Genomic DNA, 15,128 nt, shown 5'->3' on the forward strand with positions numbered 1-15,128 from the left:
TATAAAAACAAGGGGATTCTAAATGGAATCTTCTTGTTTTTGCAATTGACAAATGGAATGAAGTTTTATAATATATAAATCGTAATCATTACGTTTTAGTTGCGATTTTTGAAAGAAAGGAGAATTAAATATGCGTGTAAATATTACATTAGCTTGTACGGAGTGCGGTGATCGTAATTACATTTCTAAAAAAAATAAACGAAACAATCCAGAACGCATCGAATTAAAAAAATATTGTCCACGATTAAAGCGAGTAACGTTACATCGTGAAACGAAGTAGAAGACTAGAGATATCTCTAGTCTTTTTTTATAGTTCTTTGGTTTTGTTTGTTATAATTACCTTAAATTGTAATAAAGGGAGCGGTATGATGAATCAAAAAGATAAAGAAAGAAAAGAGCAAGTGGCTCATATTATTAATATTCCAGATGAATATAGTCTTGTTGTAGATGATCAAGAAGGGGTTGATGACCCGTATCATCTATTATGGTGGGAGCATAAAGGGGATCAGGAGAGAACGATACAAATTACATTGAATAGACATACTGGTAATTTAATTGAATTTAGGATAGATGATGAAAATCCTTTTTCAAGTGGCAAGGAAGCGATAGAGGAGAAGAAGGCAAGAGAGATTGCAAATGCGTTCTTGAAAAAATATACAAAAGAAGGATATGAATTCTATACATATGTAACGGTTAAGGACGACAGGCGCGGTTGGAAAGAAGTAAATTATATGCAAGAAGTGAATAGCTATCCATTGCCGAATACAGGGTGCGTTGTGCGAGTGCACTCTTCAGGTAATGTTGTGCATTTTCATTACAATGGACAAAAAGCTATAGAGAAAAAACCGTTATGGCCAAGTGAAATTGTTGAGGAGAATATCGTTTTAGAAAATTTGAAAGCTAGACAAGATATGAGACTTGTATTTATAGATTTAACATACTCTTCATGTGAGTATGAAAACGGGGAAGAAGTAAAAGGGTACCATCTTGTATATGAACCAGAGCCTAGTCATGCGTTTATTGATGCAAGTACAGGTAAAGATTTATTTGGACCAGATCATTATAAATTGCCTTCGGCTGTAGCTGTTGAAAAATCGAAAAAAGGTAACGAACGAGGTGAAGTATTCGAATTATTTGACTGGAATAAAGAAGGTTTTACAAAAGTAGATGAGACAGAAAATGATGATGAAATAAGGATGAAATTTGTTCCGAAAGAGGAATTACAAAAACAGAAAGAAGAAAAGAATCCATATTTAATGAATGAATTCTTTAAAAAGCATTTACCGATGTTGAAATATAATAATTTAGTTAGCGTTACAATTGATAAATTAACCAATGAATTAACTGGTTTTATAAAACTGACAGATGATAAAGAAGTAAAGCAAATACTGTCTAGAGAGGAATGTTTACAAAGAGCACTTCAATTTTTAGAACGAGTTATTCCAGATATCACACAATATCTGCGTCTTTGGGAGGAACGTGAAGAAGCAGAAGATGGGATTGAAAGATTTATCTTTTCTGTATATATAAATGATATTCCGGCAGAGTATAACCAATTTATGATTAACATCAATGCAGAAAATGGTGCTGTTATGCACTACTCGGGGGAGTCTAGCAACTTTATAAAAGAATTGCTCACATATGAAATAACACCAAAAGTAACTAAAGAAAAAGCGTTAGAAATATACAGAGAGGCTATCCGAGTTAAATTAGAATGGTTTTTAGATCATGATGCAGAGGAAACGAAATACAAACTACTTTACAAACAAACGACAGATGAAAAACATAAAGAACCTTTTAATTGTAGGCGGGAAATTCGTTATATTGATGCCCAAGCGGGGAGAAAGATTTGGAGTAAGTAAAATAAAAGAGTTATTTTTCAAAGAAAATAACTCTTTTTATTTTTATACTTTGCCTGTTCGTTTTTCAAAAGTAAATGTGATAGGAAGATTGGAATAAGAACTATCACTTTTAAATATTACTTTCCATTCTTTAGTATGGGCTTTAATTTCAAAATTAAGAAGATTCATCGCTCTACGTTTATCTATTTCTAAAAACATATTATGAATCTCTGGTTCTTGCTGTAAATTAAGAGCCTTTAGTGTGACTGTAAATGTGAAAAAATTCTGTCCTTCATATACTATTTTTGATATTTTTGTTTTTTGTTTATTTAACAGCACATAAAAACGGTCTGATGGAGTTAATTGTACAGAGTCATCAGTAATTTCATTTTCGCTATTATGAAGTTCAACTAAGTAAGATGTACTATGGGAAGAATCTTTTTTGCTTGTAATCTGTAATTCAGTAGGAATCATCGGTATTTCATAAAAATCATTTCTTATTATGTTGTTGTAATCCTCTGAAAATTTACGAACTTCTTTTGGAAAAGAGTCATCTTGTGTACTTAAAAAAGTTTTGTTTTGCTTTGGAATTTTTTTACTAAAATTTAATGTTTCTTTAAAGTAATAATTGGATCCAGTTAAAAATAAACAACTACAGATTAATAAAAAAATTCGATACGGATTTTGAAAGTGAAAGAATAATAGTATACATGTAATAATTCCAATTACATAGAAAATAAAGATAAGTAGTTCTAGTTTTGAGTGAAAGGAGAAACCATAGTTATGAAAAAATTTTATTCCAGTTATAATTTGAGCTCCAAAAAATAAAGAAATTCCAAATTGAAAAAATAATAAATCAGGCCCTCTTTTAATAACAAAAGTAATGAACGAAATGAAAAGTAAAAATACCCCTAAATAAATTGTTACATTTAATAATCGTTCTAATGTAATCATGAATAGTGTCCCCTTTAATAGCATATTCATATATAAATAACAATTTTATTTAATTATAATATAACGATAAAATATTTTAAATGTTAGAAGTGTTGAGTTTTATAAATAAACTGTACAGACACAAACAACCTCACGCCCACATACACATAATAAAGACCACTATTTTGGCGGAGGTGAAAGGTTTGAGTCTATTCGCCGCAATTGGATATATGGTTCGAGAAGTGTTTGTCTTTGTTTCTTATGTGAAGAACAATGCGTTCCCGCAGCCGTTATCATCAGATGATGAGAGAAAGTACTTAGAGTTAATGGAGCAAGGTGATGCTCAAGCGAGAAATCTTTTAATTGAACATAATTTACGGCTTGTAGCTCATATCGTTAAAAAATTTGAGAACACAGGAGAAGATGCAGAAGATTTAATTTCAATTGGTACAATCGGGCTCATTAAAGCGATCGAGAGCTATTCTGCAGGAAAGGGAACGAAGCTTGCGACGTATGCAGCACGCTGTATTGAAAATGAAATTTTGATGCATTTACGTGTACTAAAGAAAACGAAAAAAGATGTTTCACTTCATGATCCGATCGGGCAAGATAAAGAGGGCAATGAAATATCGCTTATTGATATATTAAAATCAGAGTCTGAAGATGTAATTGATATGATTCAGCTTAGTATGGAGTTAGAAAAAATTAAAGAGTATATCGATATTTTAGACGAAAGAGAAAAAGAAGTGATTGTGAAACGTTTTGGACTTGGGCTAGATAAGGAGAAAACACAGCGGGAAATCGCTAAGGCGCTTGGTATTTCTAGAAGCTACGTATCACGGATTGAAAAGCGTGCTTTAATGAAAATGTTCCACGAGTTTGTAAGGGCAGAGAAAGAGAAAAAAGCGAAAGAGTAAAGTGTATTAGAAGCAGCCATATTTAAAATGGGCTGCTTTTTTTATTGTAAATAAGAAAAGAAAACGCGTTATGCTAAGAAGAAATACACGTTCACTGTTGAAAATGACGGATTCTATCTGTAATATTAGAAGGTGCTAAATAATTTAAGAATAATACCATACTTAGTTTTCTGTATATATAATAAGGCTGCTTTATATGATATGTGGGAATAAGAACCAATTTTACATATGATATAGAAAGAAAAGAAGGGAAAACTAAAGTTATAGACTGATTAGGGGGTTTCGCAATTTGCGACGTACATTATATCGACTTATGATAGAACTTACAAATGGTCGCTTTACTTCTTATATATTACGTAAATTTGCACAATCTCGTTTGAGCTCTATCATTATTCCATCGTACGCGAAAGTTTTTCAAATTAATCAAGATGAGATGGAAAAGGGTTTGAAGGAATATAGAACATTGCATGAATTATTTACGCGTAAGCTAAAAGAAGGAAAGCGTAGTATTGATACAGATGCATCGAGTATCGTTAGTCCTGTTGATGGTGTTTTTGCAGATCATGGTCCTATTGAGGATACAAAAACATTTGATATTAAAGGAAAGCGCTATTCAATCGTGGATATGCTAGGTAATGAAGAACGTGCAACGCGATATGCAGGCGGTACATATATGGTAATTTATTTGAGTCCAAGTCATTATCATCGCATTCATAGTCCGCTTTCTGGTTCTGTGACTGAAAGATTTGTACTCGGTAGAAAATCATATCCGGTAAATGCAGCTGGTATGGAATACGGGAAAGAACCACTGTCAAAAAATTATCGTTCTGTTACAGAAGTAAGCAGTGATGGCGAGCATATGGCTCTTGTAAAAGTAGGTGCTATGTTTGTTAATAGTATTGAGCTTTTGCATGAGAGAGACACTGTTCAAAAAGGTGAAGAAATGGCATACTTTACATTTGGTTCAACAGTTGTGTTATTGTTTGAAAAAGATATGATAGAAGTAGTGCAGGAATTAAAGAGTGGACAAGAGCTTCGTCTTGGTGAAAAAATAGCTACTCGCTTAGCTCATAAATAAAGAAAAGCTTTTATAACCGTAAGTAAGAGTTATGGGCAAAGATACTTAATGATGAAATCCCCTAGATGGGAGTACTTGTTTATTCGAGAGCCATCGTAGGATGGCTCTTTTTACAGGGCATCTAATAATTTATCCTTTAACTGTTTGATTGGTAAGGGCTGATTAAACTTTCACTTTATATGTAATCAAGATGATTTGACAAGCTTGTCCTCTAATGAGCGTCTAATGATTTCTTGTTTTATAAGTAAAATGAAGTCGGGATTTAATTTTAGTTCTTTTGCTTTATAATAAGACTCAGTGAGTAACTCAGTGGATAACTGTTCCATATGTTTTGTTTTCAAGGTGAGTCACCTCCTAATAATATAAGGATTGATTCGTTGATGCATTTAATGTACCAAAAAAATATGACAGTCACAAACGAGTGGTTATCCACATACCTAGGTGGATAAAGTGTGTATAGTTTGTTAGTAAATTCCAAATTAACTGCAAAATTAATGTGGAAAATGTGTACAATTTTATCCACAGGTTATATATCGAAAAATGTTGTCGAAAAATTTTATGAAAAATCCTCAAAGAGGTGAAAGAAATTGAAACTATTTTTACCAAATGAATATGTGAAAAATGTATATCATGTTCAACCAGAAGATTTAAAAAAACGTGGGATTAAAGGCGTTATTACTGACTTAGATAACACTTTAATTGAATGGGATCGTCCCAATGCAACGCCGCAACTTGAAAAATGGTTCTTGGAAATGAAAGAGCAAGGCATTCAAGTAACGGTCGTTTCAAATAATAATGAGCAACGTGTGAAAGATTTTGCTGATCCATTAGGTATTCCATTTATTCATAGTGCACGTAAACCATTTGTTCGCGCATTTAAGCGTGCGATACAAGAGATGCGTTTGCAGCCAGATGAAGTTGTAGTAATTGGAGATCAGTTACTGACTGACGTGCTTGGTGGAAACCGAGTAGGCCTTCATACAATTTTAGTTGTACCGGTAGCACAAACGGACGGATTAGTAACGCGCTTTAATCGAAAAATTGAACGAAGAATTATGAAAAATATGAAGAAAAAAGGTTTAATTAACTGGGAGGAATAAAGTTTGACTGAAACAATTAAATGTATTGGTTGCGGTGTAGAAATTCAAACAGAAAATAAAAACGAAGTGGGGTATGCTCCTGCCTCATCTTTAGAGAAAGAACAAGTCATTTGTCAACGTTGTTTTCGCTTGAAGCATTACAATGAAATTCAAGATGTATCGTTAACAGATGATGACTTCCTACGCATTTTAAATGGAATTGGAAAATCAGATGCATTAGTAGTCAAAATTGTAGATATTTTTGATTTTAATGGTAGCTGGTTACCTGGCTTACATCGTTTCGTAGGGAATAATAAAGTATTACTTGTTGGAAATAAAGCTGATTTAATTCCAAAGTCAGTAAAACATGATAAAGTAAAACATTGGATGCGCTATAGTGCAAAGCAGCTAGGATTAAAACCAGAAGATGTCTTTTTAATTAGTGCAGCGAAGGGACAAGGAATTGCTGAACTAGCAGATGCTATTGAGTATTATCGCGGCGGCAAAGATGTTTATGTTGTTGGATGTACGAATGTAGGAAAATCGACATTTATTAATCGTATGATTAAAGAATTTAGTGATGAGACTGAAAATGTAATTACAACATCTCATTTCCCAGGAACAACACTGGATTTAATTGATATTCCATTGGACGAAGAGTCTTCTTTATATGATACGCCAGGTATTATTAACCACCACCAAATGGCTCATTATGTTGGAAAGCAAAGCTTAAAGCTTATTACACCAACAAAAGAAATTAAGCCGATGGTATTCCAATTAAATGAAGAACAAACGTTATTCTTTAGTGGATTGGCACGTTTTGATTATGTAAGTGGTGGTCGTCGTGCATTTACTTGTCACTTCTCGAATCGCTTAACAATCCATCGTACAAAGCTTGAGAAAGCAGATGAATTATATAAAAATCATGCCGGGGATTTATTAAGCCCACCAACGCCAGAAGAATTAGCAAATATGCCTGAGCTAGTGAAATACGAATTTAATATTCGTGAACCTAAAACGGATGTTGTATTCTCTGGATTAGGATGGGTTACTGTGAACGAACCAGGAGCAAAAATTGTTGCACACGTACCAAAAGGAGTAAGTGTTTCACTACGTAAATCTTTAATTTAATATGGAGAGGGATTTATGAAACAATTATATGGTGTAATCGGAAATCCAATTGGACATTCATTATCACCCGTTATGCATAACGATGCATTTGAACACTTGAATATGGATGCCCATTATCATGCGTTCCTTGTTGAAGAGGAATTGCTAGGGGAAGCAGTAAGAGGTTTAAAAGCATTAGGTATTTCAGGATTTAATGTAACAACTCCGCACAAGGTTGCTATTATGGAGTATTTGGATGAGATTGACCCATTGGCAAGGAAAATCGGTGCAGTAAATACAGTGGTTCATAAGGATGGAAGATTAATTGGCTATAACACAGACGGGATTGGTTTTGTTCGAGCGCTGCAGTCAATTAGTAATGAACCACTTCAAGGGAAACGTATTTTGTTACTTGGTTCAGGTGGTGCTAGCCGAGCTATTTATTTTTCTCTTGCTGATGTAGGTGTAAAAGAGATTGATGTAGCCAATCGTACAGTAGATAAGGCGAAGGAACTTATTGCTGCACGTACGGCCGATGTTAATTCTGTTGCTTTGTCGTTAGAAAAAGCGACAGAAGAACAAGGAAATTATGATATTATCATTCAGACGACAACGATAGGTATGCATCCGCACGTAGAATATACGCCATTACAAATTTGTTCGTTAAAAAAAGGAACGATTGTATCAGATATAATTTATAATCCATTTGAAACGAAAATTTTATGTGAGGCAAAAGAGCAAGGTGCAATCATTCAAAATGGTATTGATATGTTTGTTTATCAAGGAGCACTTGCATTTGAAATGTGGACAGGACGCACCCCAAATATCGAGAGAATGAAACAATTAGTTATAGAAAAGCTTGGAGGCTAACATATATGTTAACAGGAAAACAAAAAAGATTTTTACGTGCACAAGCACATCATTTAACACCAATTTTTCAAGTAGGAAAAGGCGGAGTAAATGAAAATATGATTAAACAAATTGCAGATACTTTAGAAGCTCGTGAGTTATTTAAAGTAAGTGTATTACAAAACTGTGAATTTGATCGCCGTGAGGTTGCGGAAGAACTTGCAAAAGGTGCACGTGCTGAAATCGTTCAAGTAATTGGAAGCACAATCGTTTTATACAAAGAATCAAGAGAAAATAAACAAATTAAGCTTCCTCGATAAAAAGATTAGCATGGGCTATTTTTATCGCTGATGCGTAATGATGTAGAGAGCGAAACCAATTGAACTTTTATTAATAGCAACTCTCTTCATTTCTAACCGAGGAGAGTTGCTGTATATAAAAGGAAGGGGCGTTTCTTTTGAGGAAAATTGGCATCATTGGCGGTACATTTGATCCGCCTCACTATGGACATTTGCTAATTGCAAATGAAGTATATCACGCTTTGAACTTGGAAGAAGTATGGTTCTTGCCAAACCAGATTCCCCCACATAAACAAGGGCGGAATATTACAAGTGTAGAAAGTCGTTTACATATGTTAGAGCTCGCGACTGAGGCAGAAGAACACTTTTCTATTTGTTTAGAAGAGCTAAGTAGGAAGGGCCCATCTTATACGTATGACACTATGTTACAATTGACGAAGAAGTATCCGGATGTGCAGTTTCACTTTATTATTGGTGGGGATATGGTTGAATATTTACCGAAGTGGTATAACATTGAAGCTTTACTTAATCTTGTAACGTTTGTTGGAGTTGCAAGACCTGGGTATACATTGCATACACCATATAAGATTACTACAGTGGAAATTCCGGAATTTGCAGTTTCTTCATCCTTATTACGTGAGAGATATAAAGAGAAGAAAACGTGTAAATATTTACTTCCTGAAAAAGTACAGGTATATATCGAGAGGAATGGGTTGTATGAATCGTGAGAATGCACTGCATATTGTCAAACAACAAATGCATGAAAAACGTTATATACACACAATTGGTGTAATGGAGACAGCGATTGAGCTTGCTAAGTTATACGGTGTGGACGAGAAAAAAGCAGAGATGGCAGCTATATTCCATGATTATGCGAAATGTAGAGCAATTTCAGAAATGGAAGAGATTATTAAACGTGAAGATTTGCCGAAAGATTTACTTTGCTATAACAAAGAGTTATGGCATGCACCTGTTGGGGCATACTTAGTAGAAAAAGAAGTAGGCATTACGGATTCTGAAATTTTGCAAGCTATTACATATCATACAAGTGGTCATGAGAATATGACGATGTTAGATAAAGTGATTTATGTAGCTGATTACATTGAACCTGGGCGAAAGTTTCCAGGAGTGGAAGAGGCTCGTAAACTCGCATATACGGATATAAATCAAGCCCTATTATTTGCGTTAAAGAGAACAATTCAATTTTTAATGGAAAAAGATCAGACGATTTATCCATTAACATTCCAAACATACAATGCAGTTATCAAGGAGGAAATGAGTAAATGAACGATAAAGAATTATTAGTATTAGCGGCAAAAGCAGCTGATGATAAGAGAGCAGAAGATATGGTTGTCCTAAATATGCAAGGTATTTCACCAATTGCAGATTATTTCATTATTTGTCACGGAAATTCAGATAAACAAGTGCAAGCAATTGCACGTGAAATTAAATCAAAAGCACATGAGTTCCAAATCGACGTACAACGTATGGAAGGGTTTGACGAAGCACGTTGGGTATTAGTTGATCTTGGAGATGTAGTTGCTCATGTATTCCATAAAGATGAGCGTAATCACTATAATTTAGAGCGTCTATGGGGCGATGTGCCACGTGAAGATATTACAGAAGAGTTAGGCCAATGAAATACGAACAATTTGCATTGTTGTACGACGAACTAATGAATGATGTCCCTTATGATAAATGGGTGGAATTTACAGAGGGAAGTTTACAGCAGGCAGGTATGAAAGAGGCAAAAATTCTTGATGTAGCATGCGGTACAGGTAATGTAACCCTGCCGCTTGTGCAAAAGGGTTACGATTTAATAGGTGTCGATCTTTCAGAAGAAATGTTAACAGTCGCTCAGCAAAAACTAGGCGGAGAAGGGCATTTTATTCCTTTTTACCAACAAGATATGCGCGAGCTTGATGTTCCGGGTGAGTTTGACTGTGTAACGATTTTTTGTGATTCATTAAATTATGTATTGCAAGAAGATGGAGTACAAGAAACATTTAGAAGAGTATTTCACCATTTACGTCAAGATGGTTTGTTTTTATTTGATGTACACTCTTTATATAAAATACATCATGTATTTCAAAATGAAACGTATACAGTGAATGGAGAAGAAATATCTCTTATTTGGAATTGCTTCCCTGGTGAAGAATCAAATAGTGTAGAGCATGATTTAACATTCTTTGTTCAAGATCCAGAAGAAGATGTGTACCATCGGTTTGACGAAGGTCACGTGCAACGTGCATATCAAGTGGAAGAGTTAACGAAATGGCTTGAAGAAGCAGGTTTTACAGTGCTTCGTGTAACAGGTGATTTTGAGCGACTTGAAGTTACAGAACAAACAGAGCGTATTTTCTTCATGGCGAAGAAAAACGGATAAAAACAAAAGCAACCGAGAAGGTTGCTTTTGTTTTATAAAGAAGATGTATTTTTAGTTCTAGCATAATCTAAAGATCGTATGCGTAAAGTGTGGGAATAGTAGTTGAAGTGAAAATGTATTGTAAAAAAGTAAGTATTTATAAAAAGGATTTGGAATGAAAATGACGTATTTATTATGTGTGTTTATTGAATTGCTGATCAACGCATTCTAAATCTTCATCAAATTTTTCATGTGTTCGCTCGATTAACTTATGGAACATATCTCCAACGTGTTCTTCTAAAACCCGAATGCCTTCCCCAGTAACGCCGCCTTTCACGCAAACCTTTTCTTGTAAGGTAGGTAATGTGAAGATTTCTTTTTCAAGTAATTTCCCCATCCCCACGACCATTTCACTTACTAAAGTAGTAGCCTCTTCGTGTGTAATATTTGTTTTATCTACAGCAGCGTTAATGAAGCATTGTAGTAAATAACTAAAGAAAGCAGGACCGCAACTTGCTATATCAGATGAAACGCGCGTTATATCTTCTTTTATTACAAGAGGTGTAGAAATGTTTTTGAATAGACGAAGTAGTTTTTGTTGCCATTCTTCAGAGCAATTATCTCCAAATGTAAATAGTGAGGCGCCAGAGAGAGCGCGATTTGTGATACTTGGAATGATACGCGCGACGTGGCAAGGTACGAGAGTCTCTAATTGTGATGGAGATATTGGACTTGTAATAGAAACTAAGCACGTTTCATCAGAAAAATGTTCAGCGTATTTTTTTAGGATAGGGTATATATCTATCGGCTTAACACAAATAAAAATAAGTTGTGATTGTTCGATTACTTCCGGGATTGTTTTTGCTATCTGAACAGAAGGGTATTTTTCTTTTATATGATATGCTTTTGCGGGCGTCCGATTAATGATTGTAAGGCAAGAAGGTTTGACAGCACGGGTTTCTAAAAATGCATCGATTAGTATATTTCCCATGTTTCCTGTCCCTATAATTCCTATGTTCAAAGTTTCATCCCTCCTTCGTAACAGCTTTCTCCTAAACAATATGAATGATGTTATAAATTTATGATTAGAGGTGTAAAATGATGTGGGATTTTCCGAAAAAGTGGTTAGGTTTAGTAGCTATTATTGGAACTTTACTTTTTCTTGTTTTTTGGAAAACGAATCAGAATGTAGAACGAACGCCTATTACAATGAATGTACAAGAGAAGGAGATAGAAAAAAAGGGTAAACCGAAAATATCGGATACAAAGGAACAGAAAAGAACAATTATAATTGATGTGAAAGGAGCGGTTAGTAAAGAAGGGGTATATGAAATGAAGGAAGGAGATCGCGTAAAGGATGCGGTTCAAAAGGCTGGTGGTTTTTTATCAGAAGTAGATATGAAAAAAGTAAATTTAGCACAAATTGTACAAGATCAAATGCTTCTTTATATACCGAGTAAAAATGAGTCAGAACAAGGGGTGCTTACTTCTTCTAAGGAAGATGGCAAGATTCGAATAAATACAGCGGCGAAAGAACAACTAGAAAAAATTACAGGGATTGGCTCTCGAAAGGCAGAAAGTATTTTGAAATATCGAGAAGAACATGGTCCGTTTCAGAAAATAGAAGATTTATTAGAGATTGATGGGATTGGTGCGAAGTCTCTTGAAAAGATAAAAGGTCAAATTATTATTCCGTAAAAGATTGACGAAGTTTTTCTTCTTTCGCTACACTACAAGTAGACAAAAAAGTAGGTGAAAAATATGGAACGAATTTCATGGGATCAATATTTTATGACGCAAAGCCATCTACTATCTTTGCGTAGTACATGTACAAGGCTTGCGGTAGGAGCGACAATCGTTCGCGATAAACGAATTATTGCTGGTGGGTATAATGGTTCAATTAAAGGTGGCGTACATTGTATAGATGATGGTTGTTACGTAATCGATAATCATTGTGTTCGGACAATTCATGCCGAAATGAATGCTTTATTACAATGTGCCAAGTTTGGTGCGAAAACAGAGGAAGCAGAAATTTACGTTACGCATTTCCCTTGTTTACAATGTTGTAAGGCAATTATTCAAAGTGGTATTACAGCGGTTTATTATGCACAGGATTATAAAAATCATCCATACGCCATAGAGTTATTTGAACAAGCGAACGTAACAGTGAAGCACGTTCCGCTAGAATATGATATTGCTGCATTAGAGGAGCAAAAACGTTATACAGAGTTGAAAGAATTATTTGCGTCTTTAGAAAAAGATAATTTATCAATGGAAGAATTACAGCATGTATTCACGAAAGCAAAAATGATGCTATAAGGAGTGAGTATAAGTTGCAGGAACAATGGGGGTATGTTGCAATCTCATTTATAATAGGGATTGCAATTGCCTTTTCCTCGTCACTTTTATTGATAGTTTTTTGCCTCTTTTTAAATGTTTTCTTCTGTTTATATCGCACTTCGCGTAAAACCTTCATTTTTTGTATTGTAGCGTGCTTTAATAGCGCCATATACACTTCCTATGTTCAAACGTGGAATAAGCCTCTAGGGGAGTCCTATGGAGTTACAAGAGGGGTTATACAAAATACACCGCTTGTTAATGGGGATCGCCTATCTTTTCAATTTGAAGATCAGAATAAAAATATAGTGCAGTTAAGTTATAGAATCAAATCAGTCTTGGAAAAGAAAAAAATGCAACAATTATACGCAGGGATATCATGTGTATTCGAGGGTGAGAGGAAAGAACCGGAAACAGCTCGGAATTTTCATGGTTTTAATTACCGTGATTATTTATACAAACAACATATTCATTTCACATTTGAGGCTACATATATTTCTGAATGCTATAAAACATCACTGTCGCTCACGCAATGGATTCTTCTTTTGAGGCAACAAGTAATCTCGAAAGTTACAGAAATGTTTCCAGAGCAATCAGGTGCTTTTATGAATGCATTACTATTTGGTGATAGACAACAAATGACGTTTGAAGTGGAAGAGCAATATCAACAATTTGGTCTTGTACATTTGTTAGCAATTTCAGGTTCGCACATTGTACTGTTAATGGTGATAGTATATTTTATTTTGCTAAGAAGCGGTGTGACAAGGGAGGTAGCAACAATTTGCCTTATCGTTTGTATTCCTTTGTATATGGTTTTAGCAGGGGCGTCACCCTCTGTTATAAGAGCTTCTATAACAGGAGTTTTGATGTTAATTGCTTTTATGTGCTCGATTCGTTTATCTAGTTTAGATGCTTTAAGTGTAACAGCTATATGCATGCTTATATATGACCCTTATCTTGTTTTTAATATTGGATTTCAGTTTTCTTTTGTAGGTAGCTTCGCTTTACTTTTGTCTGCTCCGTTATTGTTAGAGAGTAGCAACGGAGTAATCCGAAATTCTATTTATATTTCTATCATTTCACAGCTCGTTAGTACTCCGATTTTGTTATACCACTTTGGTTATTTTTCTCCATATAGCATTCTCCTCAATCTCTTATACGTTCCGTTTTTATCTATCATTGTATTACCATGTAGCATTATTATTTTACTGTGTATGCCAATTGTCCCGTTTCTCGCAAAAGGATTTGCCGATGTATTATCAATAGGCTTGAGTATGTCTAATGATTTTCTAAGTTATTGTGAAAGTTTACCATTTACCCAGCTTATCTTCGGGGAAACGCCCTTCAATCTTGTAGCTGTATATTGCGCCAGTATTGTCAGCATATTGATGGTTTGGGAACGGAGAGCGCCGAAAAAAATAGTTTGTATAGTTGCGAGTGTATTTCTTTTTATTAGCACATGTCATTATACATATCCATATTTTAGAGGCGGCGGAAGTGTAACATTTATTGATGTTGGACAAGGTGATGCAATATTAATTCGCCTTCCGTATGATAAAGGGATTTATCTTATTGATACAGGTGGAACGCTTCGTGTGAATAAGGAAGAATGGCAACAAAAAAAGCATGAATTTTCTGTTGGAAATGATGTTTTAATACCCTTTTTACAAAAAGAAGGTATTAAAACAATTGATAAATTAATCGTAACGCATGGAGATGCAGATCATATAGGTGCTGCGCAAGAATTATTATCATATATACCTGTAAAAGAAGTGGTATTTGGCCGAAAGGGAAAAGATGCAGTATTAGAAAAAGTAGTAAAGAAACAGGCATTAGAAAAGGAAATGAAAATAACTGAAGTGGGGGAAGGGGAGAGTTGGAGTGTAAATGAAGCGGAATTTTTCGTTTTAGCTCCAAAAGGAAAAGAAAAAAGCGAAAATAACGTTTCAATTGTAATATGGGCAAAATTTGGAGGGTTGAAGTGGCTATTTACAGGCGATTTGGAAGAAGAAGGGGAAAAGATTTTAGTAGAGGCATATCCAGATTTACAAGTGGATGTTTTAAAAGTTGCTCATCATGGGAGTAATACGTCATCTATAGAGCCTTTTTTGAACGTCATACAGCCTCGTGTAGCGATTATATCTGTTGGTAAGCAGAATAGGTATGGACACCCGCATAAAGAAGTGATAGAACGTTTTGAGAAGATGGGGAGTGCGATATGGCGCACGGACAAGCAAGGTGCTATTTCCTATGTTTTTAAAGGGGAAAATGGAACCTTTAAAAGTAAAATCACATATGATAAAACACATAATAGATGAAA

The 15,128-nt window shown here is 34.7% G+C and carries 18 protein-coding genes; 15 read left to right on the forward strand and 3 right to left on the reverse strand.

The genetic code is table 11. The features are described 5' to 3' along the window. The first annotated feature begins 130 nt into the window (after positions 1 to 130). Positions 131 to 280: a 50S ribosomal protein L33 gene (gene rpmG, locus ES895_RS02240; protein WP_001265617.1), complete on the forward strand. Its 150-nt coding sequence runs from the start codon at positions 131 to 133 to the stop codon at positions 278 to 280. Between the two features lie 88 nt (positions 281 to 368). Further along, positions 369 to 1,862, forward strand: coding sequence for a YcdB/YcdC domain-containing protein (locus tag ES895_RS02245; protein ID WP_087967299.1), 1,494 nt, complete (start codon positions 369 to 371; stop codon positions 1,860 to 1,862). Positions 1,863 to 1,904: 42 nt separating this feature from the next. Here ES895_RS02245 and ES895_RS02250 read toward each other — a convergent pair whose 3' ends face one another. Then, the gene (locus tag ES895_RS02250) at positions 1,905 to 2,825 is read right to left on the reverse strand and encodes a hypothetical protein (protein WP_003285365.1); all 921 of its coding nucleotides are present in this window, start codon (positions 2,823 to 2,825) and stop codon (positions 1,905 to 1,907) included. A gap of 152 nt (positions 2,826 to 2,977) precedes the next feature. On the opposite strand from ES895_RS02250, the gene sigK reads away from it, so the two are divergent. Then, the gene (gene sigK / locus ES895_RS02255) at positions 2,978 to 3,691 is read left to right on the forward strand and encodes an RNA polymerase sporulation sigma factor SigK (RefSeq protein WP_000051382.1); all 714 of its coding nucleotides are present in this window, start codon (positions 2,978 to 2,980) and stop codon (positions 3,689 to 3,691) included. Between the two features lie 289 nt (positions 3,692 to 3,980). Then, a complete protein-coding gene (locus tag ES895_RS02260; RefSeq protein ID WP_001255000.1) occupies positions 3,981 to 4,769 on the forward strand; it encodes a phosphatidylserine decarboxylase in 789 nt (262 codons plus the stop codon). 185 nt (positions 4,770 to 4,954) lie between these two features. On the opposite strand, the gene sda is transcribed toward ES895_RS02260, so the two are convergent. Further along, on the reverse strand, positions 4,955 to 5,110 hold the full coding sequence (gene sda / locus ES895_RS02265) for a sporulation histidine kinase inhibitor Sda (protein WP_000850094.1): 156 nt from the start codon (positions 5,108 to 5,110) through the stop codon (positions 4,955 to 4,957). 246 nt (positions 5,111 to 5,356) lie between these two features. Here sda and ES895_RS02270 point away from each other — a divergent pair, with 246 nt between their 5' ends. The 8 genes from ES895_RS02270 to ES895_RS02305 all read left to right on the forward strand — a co-directional run bounded on the left by ES895_RS02270 (position 5,357) and on the right by ES895_RS02305 (position 10,492). Beyond that, positions 5,357 to 5,869 (forward strand): YqeG family HAD IIIA-type phosphatase, encoded by a 513-nt coding sequence (locus ES895_RS02270; RefSeq protein WP_000765314.1) that lies wholly within the window; start codon positions 5,357 to 5,359, stop codon positions 5,867 to 5,869. A gap of 3 nt (positions 5,870 to 5,872) precedes the next feature. Further along, positions 5,873 to 6,979 carry a ribosome biogenesis GTPase YqeH gene (gene yqeH / locus ES895_RS02275; RefSeq protein ID WP_000140799.1) on the forward strand — a complete coding sequence of 369 codons (1,107 nt, stop codon included), beginning with the start codon at positions 5,873 to 5,875 and terminating at the stop codon, positions 6,977 to 6,979. A gap of 15 nt (positions 6,980 to 6,994) precedes the next feature. Beyond that, positions 6,995 to 7,828, forward strand: coding sequence for a shikimate dehydrogenase (gene aroE, locus ES895_RS02280; RefSeq protein ID WP_000812077.1), 834 nt, complete (start codon positions 6,995 to 6,997; stop codon positions 7,826 to 7,828). Positions 7,829 to 7,833: 5 nt separating this feature from the next. Continuing rightward, the gene (gene yhbY / locus ES895_RS02285; protein ID WP_000955224.1) at positions 7,834 to 8,127 is read left to right on the forward strand and encodes a ribosome assembly RNA-binding protein YhbY; all 294 of its coding nucleotides are present in this window, start codon (positions 7,834 to 7,836) and stop codon (positions 8,125 to 8,127) included. Between the two features lie 137 nt (positions 8,128 to 8,264). After that, on the forward strand, positions 8,265 to 8,834 hold the full coding sequence (gene nadD / locus ES895_RS02290; protein ID WP_001226048.1) for a nicotinate-nucleotide adenylyltransferase: 570 nt from the start codon (positions 8,265 to 8,267) through the stop codon (positions 8,832 to 8,834). Further along, positions 8,824 to 9,393 carry a bis(5'-nucleosyl)-tetraphosphatase (symmetrical) YqeK gene (gene yqeK / locus ES895_RS02295; protein WP_001078477.1) on the forward strand — a complete coding sequence of 190 codons (570 nt, stop codon included), beginning with the start codon at positions 8,824 to 8,826 and terminating at the stop codon, positions 9,391 to 9,393. The genes nadD and yqeK overlap by 11 nt, the downstream gene beginning before the upstream one ends. Further along, positions 9,390 to 9,746, forward strand: coding sequence for a ribosome silencing factor (rsfS, locus tag ES895_RS02300; protein ID WP_000998193.1), 357 nt, complete (start codon positions 9,390 to 9,392; stop codon positions 9,744 to 9,746). Before yqeK ends, rsfS begins: the two co-directional genes overlap by 4 nt. Further along, positions 9,743 to 10,492, forward strand: coding sequence for a class I SAM-dependent methyltransferase (locus ES895_RS02305; protein WP_135238151.1), 750 nt, complete (start codon positions 9,743 to 9,745; stop codon positions 10,490 to 10,492). Before rsfS ends, ES895_RS02305 begins: the two co-directional genes overlap by 4 nt. Before the next feature lie 172 nt (positions 10,493 to 10,664). On the opposite strand, the gene comER is transcribed toward ES895_RS02305, so the two are convergent. Next, entirely contained in the window at positions 10,665 to 11,492 is an 828-nt protein-coding gene (gene comER / locus ES895_RS02310) for a late competence protein ComER (RefSeq protein ID WP_001020560.1), read from the reverse strand. Positions 11,493 to 11,569: 77 nt separating this feature from the next. Here comER and ES895_RS02315 point away from each other — a divergent pair, with 77 nt between their 5' ends. The 3 genes from ES895_RS02315 (at position 11,570) to ES895_RS02325 (ending at position 15,126) form a co-directional block, all read left to right on the forward strand. Next, a complete protein-coding gene (locus tag ES895_RS02315; RefSeq protein ID WP_000989929.1) occupies positions 11,570 to 12,169 on the forward strand; it encodes a helix-hairpin-helix domain-containing protein in 600 nt (199 codons plus the stop codon). A 63-nt stretch (positions 12,170 to 12,232) separates the two neighbouring features. Beyond that, positions 12,233 to 12,790: a ComE operon protein 2 gene (locus tag ES895_RS02320; RefSeq protein WP_000439773.1), complete on the forward strand. Its 558-nt coding sequence runs from the start codon at positions 12,233 to 12,235 to the stop codon at positions 12,788 to 12,790. 14 nt (positions 12,791 to 12,804) lie between these two features. Further along, positions 12,805 to 15,126, forward strand: a complete 2,322-nt coding sequence (locus ES895_RS02325; protein WP_135238152.1) for a DNA internalization-related competence protein ComEC/Rec2 — start codon at positions 12,805 to 12,807, stop codon at positions 15,124 to 15,126. Positions 15,127 to 15,128: the final 2 nt, after the last annotated feature.

It is taken from the genome of Bacillus sp. 007/AIA-02/001 (genome assembly GCF_004634455.1).
GTDB lineage: Bacteria > Bacillota > Bacilli > Bacillales > Bacillaceae_G > Bacillus_A > Bacillus_A cereus.